Below are 17,228 nucleotides of genomic sequence, written 5' to 3' on the forward strand. Positions count from 1 at the left end.
TTCTCTATACTTTATTTTGCCATAAATACATTCTTGCCGGCCGACCGACTGCAGAGTAAACCAAATGACTCTGTAGTTCACCAGACACATCTAAATAATCGATATATTTTTTTAATGAAATTCGTGAAAGTTCAATCAATGGCACCAGATCGGCCACAGTGAAAGCAGTACCATAATCAATAATCACCGCTTTCACTCTATCGAGGGTTTCAGCATCAATCCCTTTAGGTAACTTATTATTTTGTTCGGCTGGTTTACTGAAAATCCCCTGATCTAATTCAGATTGATCAAACTCAGCATGAGAAGAGAGTAATCTTAAACGCTCTTGATAAGTAAATAGCGCAGTGCGTAAACGCTCAAAGGTAAACGGTTTGACAATATAATCAATCACGCCCAGTCTCAGTGCGGTTTGAATCGAGTCAGTATTTCGCGCCGCCGTCACCATAATAATATCAATAGCGGGATAATCATTACGAATCTGTTTTAATAATTCTAGTCCATTGATATTGGGCATAAACAAATCAAGTAAAATTAATGAGATCTGTTTTTGTGAAATCACTTTCAACGCTTCTTCGCCATTATGCGCTTGGCCAACAAATTTAAAACCAGGAATCATTTGCAGATATTTTTTATTTAGTTCAGCGACCATCGGGTCATCTTCCACAATTAACACATCAATCATCTAATCTCTCCTGATAGAGTTCAGTGATAGGTATTGATACCATAAAACAGACGCCAGATTGGGTGGCTTCATTGTGGATAGTAATTTCACCACCGAGTTCATCCAGACTCGCTAAAACAAGATAAAGACCAAAGCCACGGTTATCCCCCTTGGTTGAATAGCCTTTATTAAAAATCTTCTTCATAATTTCGGCTGGGATCCCGGGGCCATTATCTTTAACAATGATGTGAACATAGACGTCATCAATCGTTAGCTTCACCTCAAGCTGCTTATTCTCAACAAATTGTAGTGCTTCAAAACCATTATCAATCAAGTTGCCCAAAATCGTCACTAAACGATGGATATTAGAGGTATTGTTAATGGGTAATAAAATGCCATCGATCGAGAAATCAAGCTTCACATCTAGTTCTCTGGCACGACTAAATTTACTATTCAAAAATCCCGCTAAAATTGGCTCTTTGATCGTTTGTTCAATCGAATAAGATTCAAGTAAATTATTGCCAATCAGATCTTCCAAATAAGCCATTAACTCGGTCCTTTTATCTTCAAAAGCAAGACCATAAATAACGTGTAACTTATTATTAAACTCATGGGATTGAGAACGCAGTGCATCAGCATAGCGATTCACACCGGTTAAATTTTCAGCCATCGTCCGTATTTCAGTCATGTCACGAAATGTGGCCACAGCGCCAATCAGCTCACCATTGACAATCAAAGGCGTCCGATTGGTTAAAATGACAATACCATCAATCTTTTGTTCATTATCATATTCAGGCTTACCGGTTAACATCACATCATAAAGCCGGGTATTAGGAATTAAGTTACAGACATCTTTACCGATTAAATGGGCGTGATGCTCAGCTTTTAAAATTCGTTTGGCCTCAGCATTAATTTGTTTAATTTTACCTTGCCGATCAATCACAACAATCCCCTCTTTCACAGTGTGAATGATCGCATCGCGCTCCTCAAATAATTTCACCATTTCAAAAGGTTCAAGCCCAAGTAGTACATTCTTAATATTACGTGATAACCAAAGCGCTAATAAAATCGCAATAAACAGAGAAACGAATAATGTCAAGATAATCGGATTGACCATACGAGAAGCGACATTATCAATTTTCTGTAATGTTTGCCCCACCATTACCGCGCCAATTTGTGTGTGATTTGCGTCGAAAATAGGCTTAAATGCTCGAACTGAGATACCTAACGTACCTTGCGCGACAGAAAAATAGGATTCGCCGCGTAATGCTCGATCGCCATCACCGCCCATAATAAACTGACCAATCTTATGCTTATCTGGATGGGAATAACGCATACCATGCATATCAAAAATGGTAATAAACTCAACCTGAGAGAGCAATCGCACTTTTTCTGCATAGGTTTGAATATCGGCTAAACTCGAGTCAGTCGATAGGTCAATATCGTCAATAATCTGCTTTGAAGAAGCGATAGCCCTGGCAACAAGCTCAACCCGCTGTTTGGCGCTCTTGTAATACTCTTTATTAACAATATGAATAATATAAACATTCTCAGCCACAACAGCTAAAATAAACACCAAAAAGATAAGAATGATTAATTTTGTTTTTAACTTAAGATGCTGAAATAATTTTCGCATGAAGGTAGAGATCTTATATTTATAATAATAGCAGCAGTATAATTCATTCCTCCGGTGAGCTCATAATTTTTTACACAATTTCTGTGTCATCGATTGTGAATGCATTATTTATAGCCGGTTTCAACAATATCTAACTCATTATTCAAACATAAAAAAACCTGCACATGGCAGGTTTTTTGTTAATTCACTGATAGGCTATTTATTCGCCGCATTTCGAACGCTTTCAGCCACAACTTTAGCTACATTCGGCTCAAATGCATTCGGTAAAATATTTTCAGGCGACAATTTCTCTTTCGGAATAATACTCGCTAAGCCTTTAGCCGCGGCAAGTTGCATCTCAAGCGTAATATCTTTTGCTCTGGCATCTAACGCACCGCGGAAAATCCCTGGGAAAGCTAACACATTATTAATTTGATTTGGATAATCACTGCGTCCGGTTCCCACAATAAAAGCGCCTGCTGCTTTGGCATCTTCAGGGAAAATTTCAGGGGTTGGGTTGGCCATGGCAAAAATAATCGATTTTTCAGCCATTGTCGACACCCACTCTTTTTTTAGAACATTCGGCGCAGAGACACCGATAAAGACATCGGCACCTTTCACCGCATCTTCTAGCGTGCCCGTTTGTTTTTCACGATTCGTTTTCTTAGCCATCGCCATATGATGTGGAGGTAATGAAGTATCTGATTCAGATAAAATACCCACTCTATCTACAACTTTAAGGTTTTTTACACCGGCTGAAAGTAACATATCAGCAATCGCTAACCCGGCAGCGCCTCCCCCATTAATCACCACTTTAGCAGAGGTAATTGATTTACCTGCAACTTGAAGTGCATTGTATAGCGCCGCTAAAACAACAATGGCGGTGCCGTGCTGATCATCATGAAATACAGGAATGTCCAAAATCTCTTTTAAACGACGCTCAACTTCAAAACAACGTGGCGCACTGATATCTTCAAGATTAATCCCACCAAATGAAGGCGCAAGTGCTGCAATATGGCTGACTAACTCATCGGTATCTTGGGTATTTAATGAGAGCGGGATCGCATCAACATCAGCAAATTGTTTAAATAAAATCGCTTTCCCTTCCATCACCGGAATAGCTGCTTCTGGGCCAATATTTCCTAAACCTAATACCGCAGAACCATCAGTGATAACCGCGACAAGATTACGTTTAGATGTATACTCATAAACAGATGCTTTATTATTAGCAATCTCGGTACAAACTGCTGCAACACCTGGTGTATAAGCAACACTTAAATCAGCCATTGAATTAATCGCAACTTTAGAACGAATCTCAATCTTGCCATGGTGCTCTTTACTAATGGCTAATGCTTTCTCTTGAACCGTAGTCATAATATTATCCTTGTTTTTATTAACTATTTAAATAACGAAGTAGTGCGGTAGCTAAAATCACCATCAGCGCACCACCAAGACGTGTCGCAACCTGAGCAAAAGGCATTAGATTCATTCGATTTGCGGTAGATAAGATAGCTACATCGCCAGTTCCTCCCATACCACTCTGGCATGAAGAGATAATAGAAGCTTCAACCGGGTACATTTTAAAGAAGAAACTACACACAAAGCCCGTTAATGACACCGTTAAGACAACACTAATAACCGTCAGGAAGTATGGAACGGTTAAGACATTAACGACACTATGTAAATCGATATAGAGTAAACCCAGACCAGCCATTAATGGATAAGTGAAGTTACCGGAAATAAATTTATACCACTGCATACTACCGCGCTCAACGCTTTCAGGTAAAATATGCGCATATTTAACAATCGCGGTTGCGACAATCATTAATACTGGACCCGGGAAATGAGTCAGTTTTTCTAAGATCTGACCAAGTACAAACAGTGCGACTAAAATCATCACCGCACCACTCATTGCCCTTGCATCTAATGGTGTTTTATCCTCTTTTAACGCTTCATCCATACCATCAAATTTAATTTTGACTAACTGTCCCTGACCACTGAGCTGCGGTTTAAGTTCACCAATTCGATTGATAACCGCAGTATAAGTAATGGCAAAAAAGTTACCTACTACCGTTGCTGGGATTAAGGCACTCACAAATAGTTCATAATCTTGTTTTAGGATACCGCTGTAGGCATTGGATAACTGTAATACACCTTCACCAATCCCGCCAGACATTACTGGCGCAATCGTATAGAAGAAAGCGTGTTCCCAAGTATCACCAAATAGCATCGCAACGCCGACACCCACAAAAGCCGCTAAGAACATACCAAGCAGCATTGGTAACATCATGCGTAGGAAGCCTTGCACTAAAATAGTACGATGCATCCCTAAAATACTGCCACACACTAAGCTGGCAATATAGAAAAGCAGGAAATTAGACTGCTTCATTAACGCAGTCGCCGCGCCCAACGTATTGGCATCAAAAAAGTTAAAGTAGACTAACACTGAAGGGATAATCAAAGATAGAATTGCTGGCGCACCAAATTTTTTAAGAAACGGCAGGTGCTGTCCGAGGGTGCCCAGCGCCCAACCAAGCGGCAAAATCACCGCAAAACCACCAATCATATTGATGGGTAACATTTCAAAATGTGCTGCGATAATGACAATAACAGAACAAAGGATGAAGATTGGCCATGGTAGTGAGCCAATGTAAAACTTACTCTCTTTCAGTTTTTGAGCAATACTCATAAAAACCCCTAATGCGTATTAATATTAATTATACTGCTAGTGTAATGATTGCCGTCGATACCGGAAAGAAAAGGAAACTTATATTACCAGTTATGTAATTAATGAAAGTGATAAAAATCAATTTAGACCTATAAGTTCGAGGATAATGAGGAGAACAGAAACAGCCAGACTGAAGGACTGAATTTTGGTTAGCGTAATAATAAACCACATATCTAGCTGTATAAAAAAAGCCTGAATGATTCAGGCTTATCAATAAGATTAATTCAATGCTTGACGGGCATTTCGGAATAGTCGCATCCAGGGACCATCCTCTCCCCAATCGTTAGGATGCCAGGAATTACTGACGGTTCTAAAGACTCGTTCAGGATGTGGCATCATAATGGTGACTCGGCCATCAGCCGTCGTAACAGCAGTAATACCATTGACAGAACCATTTGGATTAGCAGGATATGCTTCTGTTATCTGACCAAAGTTATCGGTATAACGTAATGCGACTAAGCCACTCGCTTGCAAGGCTGACAAATGTGCACTATCTTTGACCTCAACATGACCTTCGCCATGCGATACCGCAATCGGCATATGCGATCCAGCCATGCCACTCATGAATAACGATGGACTTTGCGACACTTGTACCAAACTAAATCGTGCTTCAAAACGCTCGGAAGTATTGCGCACAAAACGTGGCCACAGATCAGCTCCAGGAATCAGTCCCTTTAAGTTTGACATCATTTGGCAGCCATTACATACACCTAACGATAAGGTATCTGGTCGATGAAAGAACTGTTCAAACTGATGACGAACACGTTCGTTAAATAAAATCGATTTGGCCCATCCCTCACCTGCGCCCAAAACATCACCATAAGAGAAACCACCACATGCAACTAAAGCATGAAAGGAATCGAGACGCGTCTGCGCCGAGAGCAGATCGCTCATATGCACATCAACGGGAGTAAATCCAGCACGGTGAAAGGCTGCCGCCATCTCTACATGGGAGTTAACGCCTTGTTCACGTAGTATGGCAATCGTCGGTTTAATCCCTTTGATAATAAAAGGTGCTGCTATATCAATCTTAGGGTCAAAGGTTAATTTAACATTCAAACCTGGATCCTGATCATTTTGCTTAGCCATATGCTCTTGATCGGCACAATCGGGATTATCACGTAAACGCTGCATATGCCAGGTAGTTTCAGCCCATTTGACTCTTAAATCAGTCCGTTTGGCGGCATAAACAACGTCATGCTGACGACGAATCAAGATTTGATTATCAGCTGTCGCATGACCGAGTAGATAAACACAGTGCGCTAAACCGTGTTGTCTTAAGAGGTCATTAACTTCGGCCAGTTTATCATCACTCACCTGTATGACTGCGCCCAACTCTTCATTAAATAAGGTACTGAGATTATCGTGAGTTAAAGCGCTAATATCAATATCTAACCCACAGTGTCCGGCAAAGGCCATTTCAACCAGGGTAATCAATAACCCGCCATCCGAGCGATCATGATAAGCCAGTAATGATTGTTGCCGGATAAGCTGCTGCATAGCATTAAAGAAAGCCGCAAGCTGCTCGGCATCGCGCACATCAGCCGTCTCTTTACCCAATGTTCGGTAAACTTGTGCTAATGCCGTCGCACCTAATGCCGCATGTCCTTGACCTAAATCGATCAGTAACAAATGATTTTTAATGTTTGATTTTAGTTCCGGGGTAACCGTTTTACGAATATCTTCAACGCAGGCAAATGCTGAAATGACCACCGATAACGGCGCCGTTATTTCACAGGTTTTGCCCTTTTGCTGCCACTGCGTTTTCATCGACATTGAGTCCTTACCAACTGGAATGGTTAATCCCAGCACCGGACAAAGCTCTTCACCGATGGCATGCACGGCTTGGTAAAGGCCGGCATCTTCGCCAGGATGGCCAGCGGCCGCCATCCAGTTTGCTGAAAGTTTGATTCTGGTTAATTCACCTATATCAGTAGCCGCAATATTGGTTAATGCTTCTCCCACCGCTAAACGGGCTGAGGCAGCAAAATTAAGTAAAGCAACCGGAGCTCTTTCACCGATTGACATGGCCTCGCCATAGTAACTATCGAGACTTGCACAGGTAACGGCACAATCCGCCACCGGAATTTGCCATGGACCCACCATTTGATCGCGCGCAACCATCCCCGTCACGCTTCGATCGCCGATGGTAATGAGAAAGGTTTTTTCGGCGATAGCCGGTAAATGTAACAGACGATCAACCGCTTCATCTATCTTAATTGTGGAGAGATCAAACGCATCGCCTTGAGCTTTTTTAGTGCTAACATTTCGCAGCATCTTTGGCGTTTTACCTAATAAAATATCTAGCGAAAGATCAATCGGATCGTTATGAAAGTGTTCATCATGAAGAACGACAGCTTTTTTCGCCGTCGCTTCACCAATCACCGAATAAGGGGCCCGTTCGCGGCGGCAAAGTTCGTCAAATAGCGCTAAACTTTCAGGTGCAATCGCCAGTACATAACGTTCTTGTGACTCATTACACCAAATCTCTAACGGGCTCATGCCGGGTTCGTCATTGAGAATCTTGCGTAAATCAAATGCTCCGCCACAACCACCGTCATTGACGAGTTCTGGCATCGCATTGGATAATCCCCCCGCCCCCACATCATGAATAAATAAAATAGGATTATGTTCACCAAGCTGCCAGCAGCGATCAATCACTTCCTGACAGCGCCTTTCCATTTCAGGATTATCACGCTGTACCGAGGCAAAATCGAGGTGTTCATCTGATTGACCTGATGCCATTGATGATGCGGCTCCGCCACCTAAACCAATATTCATAGCAGGACCACCCAAGACAATCAATTTTGAGCCAGCTGGAAAATCACCTTTTTGAATATGCTCTTGACGAATCTGACCCAGACCACCGGCAAGCATAATTGGCTTATGATAACCGCGTAATTCAAGCCCATTATGACTATTGACCTGCTCTTCATAGGTTCGGAAATAACCCAATAAAGCGGGACGACCAAATTCATTATTAAATGCTGCGCCGCCTAACGGCCCTTCAAGCATGATATCTAAGGCACTGACGATGCGCTCAGGTTTACCAAAATCCTGTTCCCAAGGCTGAACAGCGTCAGGAATACGAAGATTTGATACCGAAAATCCGACTAATCCGGCTTTGGGTTTTGCCCCTCGTCCTGTTGCCCCTTCATCACGAATTTCGCCCCCTGAACCGGTTGCCGCTCCAGGCCAAGGTGAGATAGCTGTGGGATGATTATGGGTTTCAACTTTCATTAGAATATGCGCATCTGCTTGATGAAAATCATAAACACGCGTCTGCTGATCGGCAAAAAAGTATCCCACATTTGAACCTTCCATTACCGCGGCATTATCTTTATAGGCTGAAAAGACATGATCTGGCGTTTTTTCGAAGGTATTTTTGATCATTTTAAACAGCGATTTAGGTTGCTTTTCAGCATCAATAATCCAATCAGCGTTGAATATTTTATGTCGGCAATGCTCAGAGTTTGCCTGAGCAAACATATACAGTTCAATATCAAAGGGATCACGATTAAGCTGTTTAAAGGCTCGGTACAGATACTCAATTTCATCCGGCGCCAAAGCTAAGCCTAATTGTCGATTTGCCACTTCCAGTGCACTCTTACCTTTACTTAACATTGATATTTTTTTCGCTGGTGTGGGCTGCTGAGTGACAAACAGAGCGCTGGCCTGACTAACATGCGTGATGATCTGTTCCATCATACGATCATGAATCAGTGACTGGAAGAGCCTAAACTCAGTTTCACTCAGAGAAGCAGATTGATCAATATAGTAGGCAATGCCTCGTTCAATACGTTTTATTTTACTCAATCCACAATTGTGAGCAATATCAGTCGCTTTTGAAGACCACGGTGAAATCGTGCCAACTCGAGGTATGACGATCAGTAAGGTACCATTTCGTTCCTGAGGCACGGCAGAAGGCCCATAATGTAACAGTTGATTGAGTTTATCTTGTTCTTGAGCCGATAAACTCTCATTTAGATCAACAAAATGGATAAATTCAGTATATAAGTGAGTAACAGGTAGGTTTAGATCTTTGCTCTGGATGAGTAACTTATTAATACGAAAAGCTGATAAAGCAGGTGAACCACGTAAAATTTCCATACAAAATCTCTTTTGAAGTCAATCTGAACGGCTATCAACAGGCGAATCATTATAGAGGAGATTGTCTGATTTTTAAATTATCTTTACGTCTTTGTTGCAAACTTAATTAAGCGAAACTGGTCCGTAGCTATTCTCATATCAAGATTGACGCAATATGATAAGTCTAATGTGATGATGAACAACCGCTTATTCTTAAAAATAAGCCCTTATCACTGATACTGAGTAGCCTGATAGCTAATGCTGCGAATGATTATCGCCATCATAAATAATTACTGCAACTACTTTTGACAATCTAAGCAGAAAAAGGTATTACGCTGGCCAATACGCTGTGACACGATAGTCTCACCACAGACCAAACAAGGTTCATTTTCTCGCCCATAGACCTGTAACTGCTGAGCAAAATAGCCAGGTTTACCATCCGATTGTAAGAAATCTTTGAGTGTTGTGCCACCCTGTTCGATAGATTTTGCCAGCACTTTTTTAATCGCCTCAACTAATCGTTTACACTCGGTTTTACTTAAACTCTGAGCAGGTCGATTAGGATTAATTTTCGCCATAAACAGAGATTCACTGGCATAAATATTGCCCACCCCCACCACAATATGGTTATCCATAATCAAGCTTTTAATGGGCACTTTTCGTAATCGCGTTTGTGCGTAAAAATAATCAGTCGTAAAGTGATCACTTAACGGTTCTGGTCCTAAATGCTGTAACTGGGTCAGTTCATCGAGTGATTGGCACCAAAGCCAAGCGCCAAAACGCCGCGTATCAGTATAGCGGAGAGTCGTGCCATTGGTTAATACTAAATCAATATGATCGTGTTTTTCTGCAGGTTTTATTTGTGGCAAAATTCTTAAACTACCCGACATCCCCAGATGAATGACAATCCAGCCGGCTTCAAGCTGTATCAACAGGTATTTTGCCCGTCTTAAGACATCTAAAACTTTCTGTCCTTTTGCCAGTGCTATCTGCGCCGATACCGGCCAACGTAACTTAGGCTGCCGAATAATAATATCGGCAATCGTTTGACCTCGAAGATAAGGTAAAATACCCTGACGACTAGTTTCAACTTCAGGTAATTCAGGCATAGTAAAATCAATTCCTTAAATTGTATATTCCCGCGTAACAGAGGCATTAGCTTCTCATTTAACGATCAAAACATCAAGATGAAACGACGAATCTACGTACTAAATAGTGCTTTCAACCATCCTGGTGCTTGCTCTTTTAGCTGCTCAGGTTGAGCTGTGGCGCCCACACAGATTGACTGTAAATTAGTTGTCCACACTGGTAAAGTCCGCACACCTGAACCTGAACATAAAAAAGCACCCTCAGCACCAATCGGCGCAAACTGAATATTCGCAGGAATAGCCGGCTGTAGAACTTGTGGTGAGTAATGACTTAAGTATTGCCTGTAAACGGTCAATGAACCGCTAGAACCGGTTAAATTAATCGGCTTATGATCATCAAGGCCAACCCAAATCACCGCGACATCCTTACCATCGATACCGGTAAACCAGCTGTCTTTCAGATCATTGGTTGAACCGGTTTTACCGGCTAAATGATATTGTCCATAAAGGCTTGAAAGTGACCGAGCAGAACCATAGTTAACCACTTGCTGCATGGCATAGAGCGTTAAATAAGAAGCTTGTGGTGAAAGCACTTGGCGGGCTTGTGGATAACTTTGGTAAACAACCGATCCTTTCTCATCCATTACAAAACGGAGCACGGAAAGATCGGCTTTATTGCCGTTATTAGCCATAACCTGATACATTTGTGCAACTTCGAGTGGCGTTAATTCAATCGCACCGATATATCGTGATAAAAGCGGTTTGATTACCGCTGGCGGCACCCCCATCACTTTAAGTGTATCTTCGGTCGCTTTAAAACCGAGTTGCATGCCCAGATGAATGGACGGAATATTCAATGAATTAGCCAGTGCATCGACTAACATAACGCGACCACGATACTGACGATCATAGTTATTGGGCTGCCAGATCGTGCCATTATCAAGTTTTATCGATAGCGGATTATCCTCTAACCAGGTATTTAAACGATACTGTTCTGGGTTACTTAAAGCCGTCAAATAAGTCGGTGGTTTAGCTAAAGAACCAATTTGGCGGCGACCGAGTAAAGCACGATTGAAACCAGCATATTGAGGCTGCGCGCTACCAATAACCGCCTTTATCTCACCCGTTTGGCGGTTTACCACCACCATTGAGGCTTCTAAATCTGGTTTATTCTTCGCTTTACGCAATACCTCGACTTGATCAACAACCGCCTGTTCCGCGGCATTTTGCGCATTGGGATCAAAAGTGGTAAACACTTTCATACCAGACATATTATCAGCTCTATCACCGAGCTTTTCGCGTAACTCACGACGGACTAACTGCATAAAAGCGGGTTGTGGTGAGATAACGCCACCTTTTGGCAGTACCCCTAAAGGGCGCTGGCTGAGAATTTGATAAAGTTCAGCATCAATCACTTCTCTTTGTTCAAGAATCTGCAATACGACATTACGACGCTCCATGGCACGTTCCGGACGATTCCAAGGATTATAATAGGAAGCACCTTTGACAATACCCACTAATAAAGCCTGCTGTTCAAAGGTGAGCTCTTGAACCGGGCGACCAAAATAGTACAAACTGGCTAAAGGAAATCCATGGATTTCCTCATCGCCACTTTGGCCTAAATAGACTTCATTCAAATAGAGTTCGAGTATTTTTTCTTTACTATAGCGCGCCTCTAAAATGACCGCCATGTAAGCCTCGCGCAATTTGCGCGTCAATGAACGTTCATTGGTCAAAAACAGATTTTTGACTAACTGCTGCGTTAAAGTACTGCCACCTTGTACAGCGCGGCCAGATGAAAAGTTAGCCCAAATTGCGCGGCCAATCGAATATAAACTAACACCGTCATGTTCATAAAAACGTCGATCCTCTGTTTCAATGAGAATTTTCAACAGAGAATCAGGATAATTTTTTAAGGCAACAACTAAACGTTGCTCACCATTAGGCGAACGTAACATCGTAATCAATTTAGGGTCGATACGGAAAAAACCGAAATCACGACCATTGTCCAGATTATAAATACGACCAATTAGCCCTGCCGTAAAACTGATCTTGACTTTAAAAGCGGACTCTTCGCCATCAGGGAAGGAGAATGGTCGTCGATAAATTTCGATATTATTTTGATCAACAACAAACTCACCCGGTCTGGTCACAATCCGTACTTGTCGATATTGTGCTCCATTTAAAATCGAGATAATATCATCTTGGCTATAGGCTTCACCCGGCTCGAGATTAACAATTTGACCGTAAACTGCAACCGGCAACTCCCATACTGAACCATCAATACGTTCTCTGATTTTTTGATCAAGATACACACCATAAGCCGCAATCAGAACAATTAGGACTAAAAATAGTTTCAGCAAAAAAAACAGGACTCTACGTTTACGGCTTGCAGTCTGTTTTTTTCTTTTATGCGGTTTACTCGTTCTGGTATTTTTTTTTGTTTCAGGTTTATTCATGAATTAGTCTATTTTTTATCTTATCATTTGCCCAAAATGGCTATTATATCGTGATGATGATACAACCAAGCTATCTCTCTCAACGATCCACAATCGTGATCTATCTCAGTTATCTCATATTGATAGTGGTATATTAACACGAATGCCCTCTTATGGCTTATTTTACCCATAAAGAGACTTTGCACGATAATCATTTCTTTATGCCGAGTATTGTGACATCATTCTAAAAAAGTATCATAATCAAGTAATGAATAATAAAAAGTATTGAGTCATGACAAAATAGCATTAAGCACTATCGTTATTGATAATAGGCTCAGCACAGCCCAGCATAAAATCAGTGCGACATCATCATCTAAATAACAGAGGTATCAGTTGCAGTTTCAATCTCAATTAAAATCCGCCACACTCATTAAACGCTACAAACGTTTTTTAGCTGACATTATCACACCAGAACATCAAATTGAAACACTGCATTGTGCCAATACCGGCGCGATGACTGGCTGCGCCGTACCCGGTGATACAGTATGGTACTCTATTTCAGATAATCTCAAACGAAAATATCCAGGCTCCTGGCAACTAACACAAACTCAAAATAATGACTGGATTTGTGTTAATACCGCCTTAGCCAATCATATCGTCAAAGAAGCCATCATTAATCAACAGATCCCAGAGCTGAGTGGTTATGATGAGATCAAAACTGAAGTTGGCTATGGCGAAGAGAAAAGCCGTATTGATCTTCTCTTAATCGGTCAACAGCAGAAAACCTGTTATGTTGAAGTGAAATCAGTCACGCTATGTGATACACAGACTCATTTGGGTTATTTTCCCGATGCTGTCACGCTTCGAGGGCAAAAACATTTAAGAGAATTAATCGAGATGGTTAAGCAAGGAAAACGCGCGGTTATTTTCTTTCTGATTCAGCACTCAGCGATCAATCAATTTGCGCCGGCCCCCCATATCGACAAAACCTACGCACAATTATTAGCCCAAGCTCAACAGTCCGGTGTTGAAATTTTATGTTACAAAACAGCGATCACACCAGCACAGATTAGTATCAACCAAAGTATCCCTTTTCGACTATGATGATAAGCCACGCTCAACCATCGACAGTGGCTACGAATAGAGCTCAGGATCGTCAGACTTACGCGTTTTTAGAAAACGAAGTACCCAAGCGTACTGTTTTAGATCGGGTGTAACAAAACGTTCGATCTCTTCATTCATACGTCTGGCGATATAGTCATCATCTTTATCGGCTAAATCGTTCATGGGCGGATGCAGATAAATATTGAGTTCTGAATTCTTTAGATCATAGCTTGGAAAGAGCGGAATCACATCGGCTTTACAGAGCTTCATTAATCGACCTAAAATCGGTAATGTGGCTTTATAGGTACCAAAAAAGTCGACAAAAACGCTCTGCTCTATGCCATGATCTTCATCAGGCAGATAAAATCCCCAATTACCCTGACGAATACTTTGCACAAATGGTTTGATACCATCCTCTCTGGCATGAATTTGTCCACCATATTGAATTCGCGATTTATTCCACAGCCAATCAACTAATTTATTACTTTGATGGTGAAACATCCCTGACATCGCATAGCCCTTTTTCGCTAATAAAATAGCGGGAATATCAATAGCCCAAGCGTGTGGCACCATGAAAATGACATTACGCTGATGATTATGTGCTTGGGTAATATGCTCAAAACCATGCCAGTTAATCTTTACGCGCGTTTTTTTAATGGTCAGATCCACTAATAACACAGTAACAGGTAAAATGATTGAGAACATCTCATCGATAATTTCATCTCGCTGCGCTTCACTCTTTTCAGGAAAGCATTGAGCAAGATTAATTTGTGCGCGCTGACGAGCACTCTTTATCTTACGACCAATAAAACGTCCCAAACGCGAGAGAAAACGATCACGAAAACGAACTGGGGAAAAGGTCAGTACAATAAGTACAAAGATACCAAACCAAACCCCCCAATAACGCGGAGATAAAAAAGACCATTCAAATTTAGGAATATACCCAGCACTATCGGGCTGTTGTCCTTGTTTATCTGTCTGTCTTGCCAAAATCGATTCCTAATTTGAAGATGAAGCAGTTGATGCCGGTGTATTAACCATATCGGCTGGCGTGGTGCTTTGGTCAGAGAAAACTAATTTCTCACGCATACTTTTCGCTAACTCTAAAAATGCCGTTTTTGATTTACCGGTCAACTCGTCTGATTGAGGTAATGACGAAGTCATTGGATTGACTGGTTTATTATCAACATGTAGTTCATAATGTAAATGTGGACCGGTTGAACGACCAGTATTACCCGATAGTGCAATCACATCCCCTTTACTGACTTTTTGGCCCGGTTTAACTAAAATTTTATCCAAATGCATATAACGTGTCATATATTGGCGACCATGACGGATAGCAATATAATTACCCGCTGAGCCGCTATACTTAGCCACCATGACTTCACCATCTCCAGAAGCTAATACAGGCGTCCCCCGAGACACGGCAAAATCTACCCCATTATGGGGTGTGACACGTTTTGTCACCGGGTTGAGTCGGTGTGGATTAAATGGAGAAGAAATTCTGGCTGGCTTTTGTAGTGGATAACGTAAGAAGCTCCGCGCTAATCCTAAGCCATTGATATCATAATAACGACCGTCATCGGCTAAAATAGCATAATAGTTTCGGCTACCATTCTTAATGCGAACACCGAGCAGTTTACTGCCCTCATGGCGATTGCCGACCATCTCACGCATCAGATAAACGACAAACTGTTCATCTTTTTGTAAACGCCGAAAATCGAGCTGCCACTGCAGTGCTTTGGTTATCGTTGCGATCTCATTCAACGTCAAACCCGCTTTCCGCGCATCAGCCACAAAACTACCATCAATTTTACCGCTGATAATAATAGGCTTCCATTCACTTTCGCGTTGTTCTACACGTTCACTATAACCATTACCATCGCTGTCAAGCTCATACACTTTAGTATCGCGCGATGAGACATACCAGTTGAATACCTGAAGATGCTTATTTTCATCGACTTCCCAGCTAACCTGTTGGCCAATACGCAAGTTCGCTAACTGTTTATATTGCTTAGTTAACATATAGATATCATTTCGATTGACACCATACTGAGACAGAATACCTGAAAGCGTATCTCCTTTATCTACAGTATAATAGACCAGGCCATCATCTTTATCTTCAAAAGCTTCATCAATCTCATCTTTAACGATGGTATCTTCAGGTACGGGCTGGTCTAAAGACTCGGTATCAGCAGGTGAGCGATCTTTTATAATTTCCACAGAAGCACTTCCTACCGCAGCAGGCAACTGTTTATCTTCTAAAATAGTCACTGAATTATTGTTCTGTTTATTATTCAATGGAATATTAGTTATATGATCTGATACTACCGGTCGCCATAAGACAGCAAACAATACAACTAAAAAAATAACACCGAGAATAGAATAATAGGGAAATTTAAATTTCCCTAAAGAACGTTCTGATGAATCAAAATGTCGCACTCATTAATACCTATAATCATTACTTACGACTCAAGCACTCCTCATATTGATTAGTCAGATTGGTCAGAAACTCAAAATATGCATCTGGACTCACAGCAATACTCATCCCTAATGGATCGAGCGTTCCTATCTGCACATTGGTTCCTTCAACGACTTTATCAATAATAGCAGGACTGAATTGAGGCTCTTTAAATACACAAACAGCTTTATTATCAATCAGCTGGCGTCTAATTAAGTACACTTTCTGTGCACCGGGCTGAATATCTGGATTTATGGTGAAATGCCCTAAATTATTTAAGCCAAATTGACGCTCAAAGTATCCATAGCCATCATGAAATACAAAATACCCGCTATTTTGTACGTTTATGAGTTTTTTTGCAATCACTTGTTTCTCATCAGCCAGTTTAGCTAAAAAATTGGCTAAATTTAAATCAATTATCAATTTTTTATCTGGATACTGCTGAACCAGTTTATCATGAATCGTTATCGCGATTTGTTCAGCAATCGCCGGAGACATCCAAATATGGCTATCGATATCATGGTGGTGGTGATGGTCGTATTCTTCATCTTCTTCAGGTAATATTCGAGTCTGTGAATGAGTATCACGATAAATTAAACTTGCAATCGCAGGGACAGTCATCAGTTGAATTTGCTTATTCTTATCGACGCTTCTCAGCACATTGGGTAAAAAGGTTTCCATATCCTCACCCACCCAAATCACTAAATCCGCTGTGCGTAGTTTTTGAATATCGAACGGTTTAAGTGCATAAACATGAGGCGAAGCACCATCGGGTAATAATACTGTCGTATCCGTAACATTATTCGCAATCGCCTGACTAATAAATGCGATCGGTTTGACTGATGTCAGAATACTCGCTTGTGCAGTGAACAGGGAGGAGTTAAATCCTGACAACAGTCCAACAACTAATAACCACCGCCTGTTTTTCCTAATCTTGAATAAACTGATAAGAGAATAAATACACATATTGCTATCCTTAAGAAATAGATGTCACCGACAAAACGTTATGTTATAATATAACAATATAAAAATATCAAGAGAAAT

The 17,228-nt window shown here is 41.2% G+C and carries 11 protein-coding genes; 1 reads left to right on the top strand and 10 read right to left on the bottom strand.

From position 1 onward, the window contains the following. Positions 1-4: 4 nt before the first annotated feature. The 7 genes from RHO15_09360 to mrcB form a co-directional block, all read right to left on the bottom strand. Positions 5-682 carry a response regulator gene (locus RHO15_09360; GenBank protein WVD63667.1) on the bottom strand — a complete coding sequence of 226 codons (678 nt, stop codon included), beginning with the start codon at positions 680-682 and terminating at the stop codon, positions 5-7. After that, positions 675-2,297 (bottom strand): DcuS/MalK family sensor histidine kinase, encoded by a 1,623-nt coding sequence (gene dcuS / locus RHO15_09365; GenBank protein ID WVD63668.1) that lies wholly within the window; start codon positions 2,295-2,297, stop codon positions 675-677. Before dcuS ends, RHO15_09360 begins: the two co-directional genes overlap by 8 nt. Before the next feature lie 195 nt (positions 2,298-2,492). Next, positions 2,493-3,650 carry an NADP-dependent malic enzyme gene (locus tag RHO15_09370; protein WVD63669.1) on the bottom strand — a complete coding sequence of 386 codons (1,158 nt, stop codon included), beginning with the start codon at positions 3,648-3,650 and terminating at the stop codon, positions 2,493-2,495. 19 nt (positions 3,651-3,669) lie between these two features. Further along, positions 3,670-4,965, bottom strand: a complete 1,296-nt coding sequence (locus RHO15_09375) for a 2-hydroxycarboxylate transporter family protein (GenBank protein ID WVD63670.1) — start codon at positions 4,963-4,965, stop codon at positions 3,670-3,672. Positions 4,966-5,223: 258 nt separating this feature from the next. Next, positions 5,224-9,114 carry a phosphoribosylformylglycinamidine synthase gene (gene purL, locus RHO15_09380; protein WVD63671.1) on the bottom strand — a complete coding sequence of 1,297 codons (3,891 nt, stop codon included), beginning with the start codon at positions 9,112-9,114 and terminating at the stop codon, positions 5,224-5,226. Between the two features lie 278 nt (positions 9,115-9,392). Further along, positions 9,393-10,202, bottom strand: coding sequence for a bifunctional DNA-formamidopyrimidine glycosylase/DNA-(apurinic or apyrimidinic site) lyase (gene mutM / locus RHO15_09385; protein WVD63672.1), 810 nt, complete (start codon positions 10,200-10,202; stop codon positions 9,393-9,395). A 92-nt stretch (positions 10,203-10,294) separates the two neighbouring features. Beyond that, complete coding sequence (gene mrcB / locus RHO15_09390) at positions 10,295-12,640, bottom strand: bifunctional glycosyl transferase/transpeptidase (GenBank protein ID WVD63673.1); 2,346 nt, start codon at positions 12,638-12,640, stop codon at positions 10,295-10,297. Positions 12,641-13,012: 372 nt separating this feature from the next. Here mrcB and sfsA point away from each other — a divergent pair, with 372 nt between their 5' ends. Beyond that, complete coding sequence (gene sfsA, locus RHO15_09395; protein ID WVD63674.1) at positions 13,013-13,723, top strand: DNA/RNA nuclease SfsA; 711 nt, start codon at positions 13,013-13,015, stop codon at positions 13,721-13,723. A 30-nt stretch (positions 13,724-13,753) separates the two neighbouring features. Here the strand turns inward: sfsA and lpxM are convergent, their stop codons facing one another. From lpxM to znuA, 3 genes are read right to left on the bottom strand one after another with little or no spacing between them, the layout of a single operon-like run. Further along, a complete protein-coding gene (gene lpxM, locus RHO15_09400) occupies positions 13,754-14,713 on the bottom strand; it encodes a lauroyl-Kdo(2)-lipid IV(A) myristoyltransferase (GenBank protein WVD63675.1) in 960 nt (319 codons plus the stop codon). A 9-nt stretch (positions 14,714-14,722) separates the two neighbouring features. After that, positions 14,723-16,165, bottom strand: a complete 1,443-nt coding sequence (gene mepM, locus RHO15_09405; GenBank protein WVD63676.1) for a murein DD-endopeptidase MepM — start codon at positions 16,163-16,165, stop codon at positions 14,723-14,725. A 19-nt stretch (positions 16,166-16,184) separates the two neighbouring features. Then, the gene (znuA, locus tag RHO15_09410) at positions 16,185-17,150 is read right to left on the bottom strand and encodes a zinc ABC transporter substrate-binding protein ZnuA (protein WVD63677.1); all 966 of its coding nucleotides are present in this window, start codon (positions 17,148-17,150) and stop codon (positions 16,185-16,187) included. Between the last annotated feature and the right edge of the window lie 78 nt (positions 17,151-17,228).

This window comes from Orbaceae bacterium lpD01, assembly GCA_036251705.1.
Taxonomy (GTDB): domain Bacteria; phylum Pseudomonadota; class Gammaproteobacteria; order Enterobacterales; family Orbaceae; genus Utexia; species Utexia brackfieldae.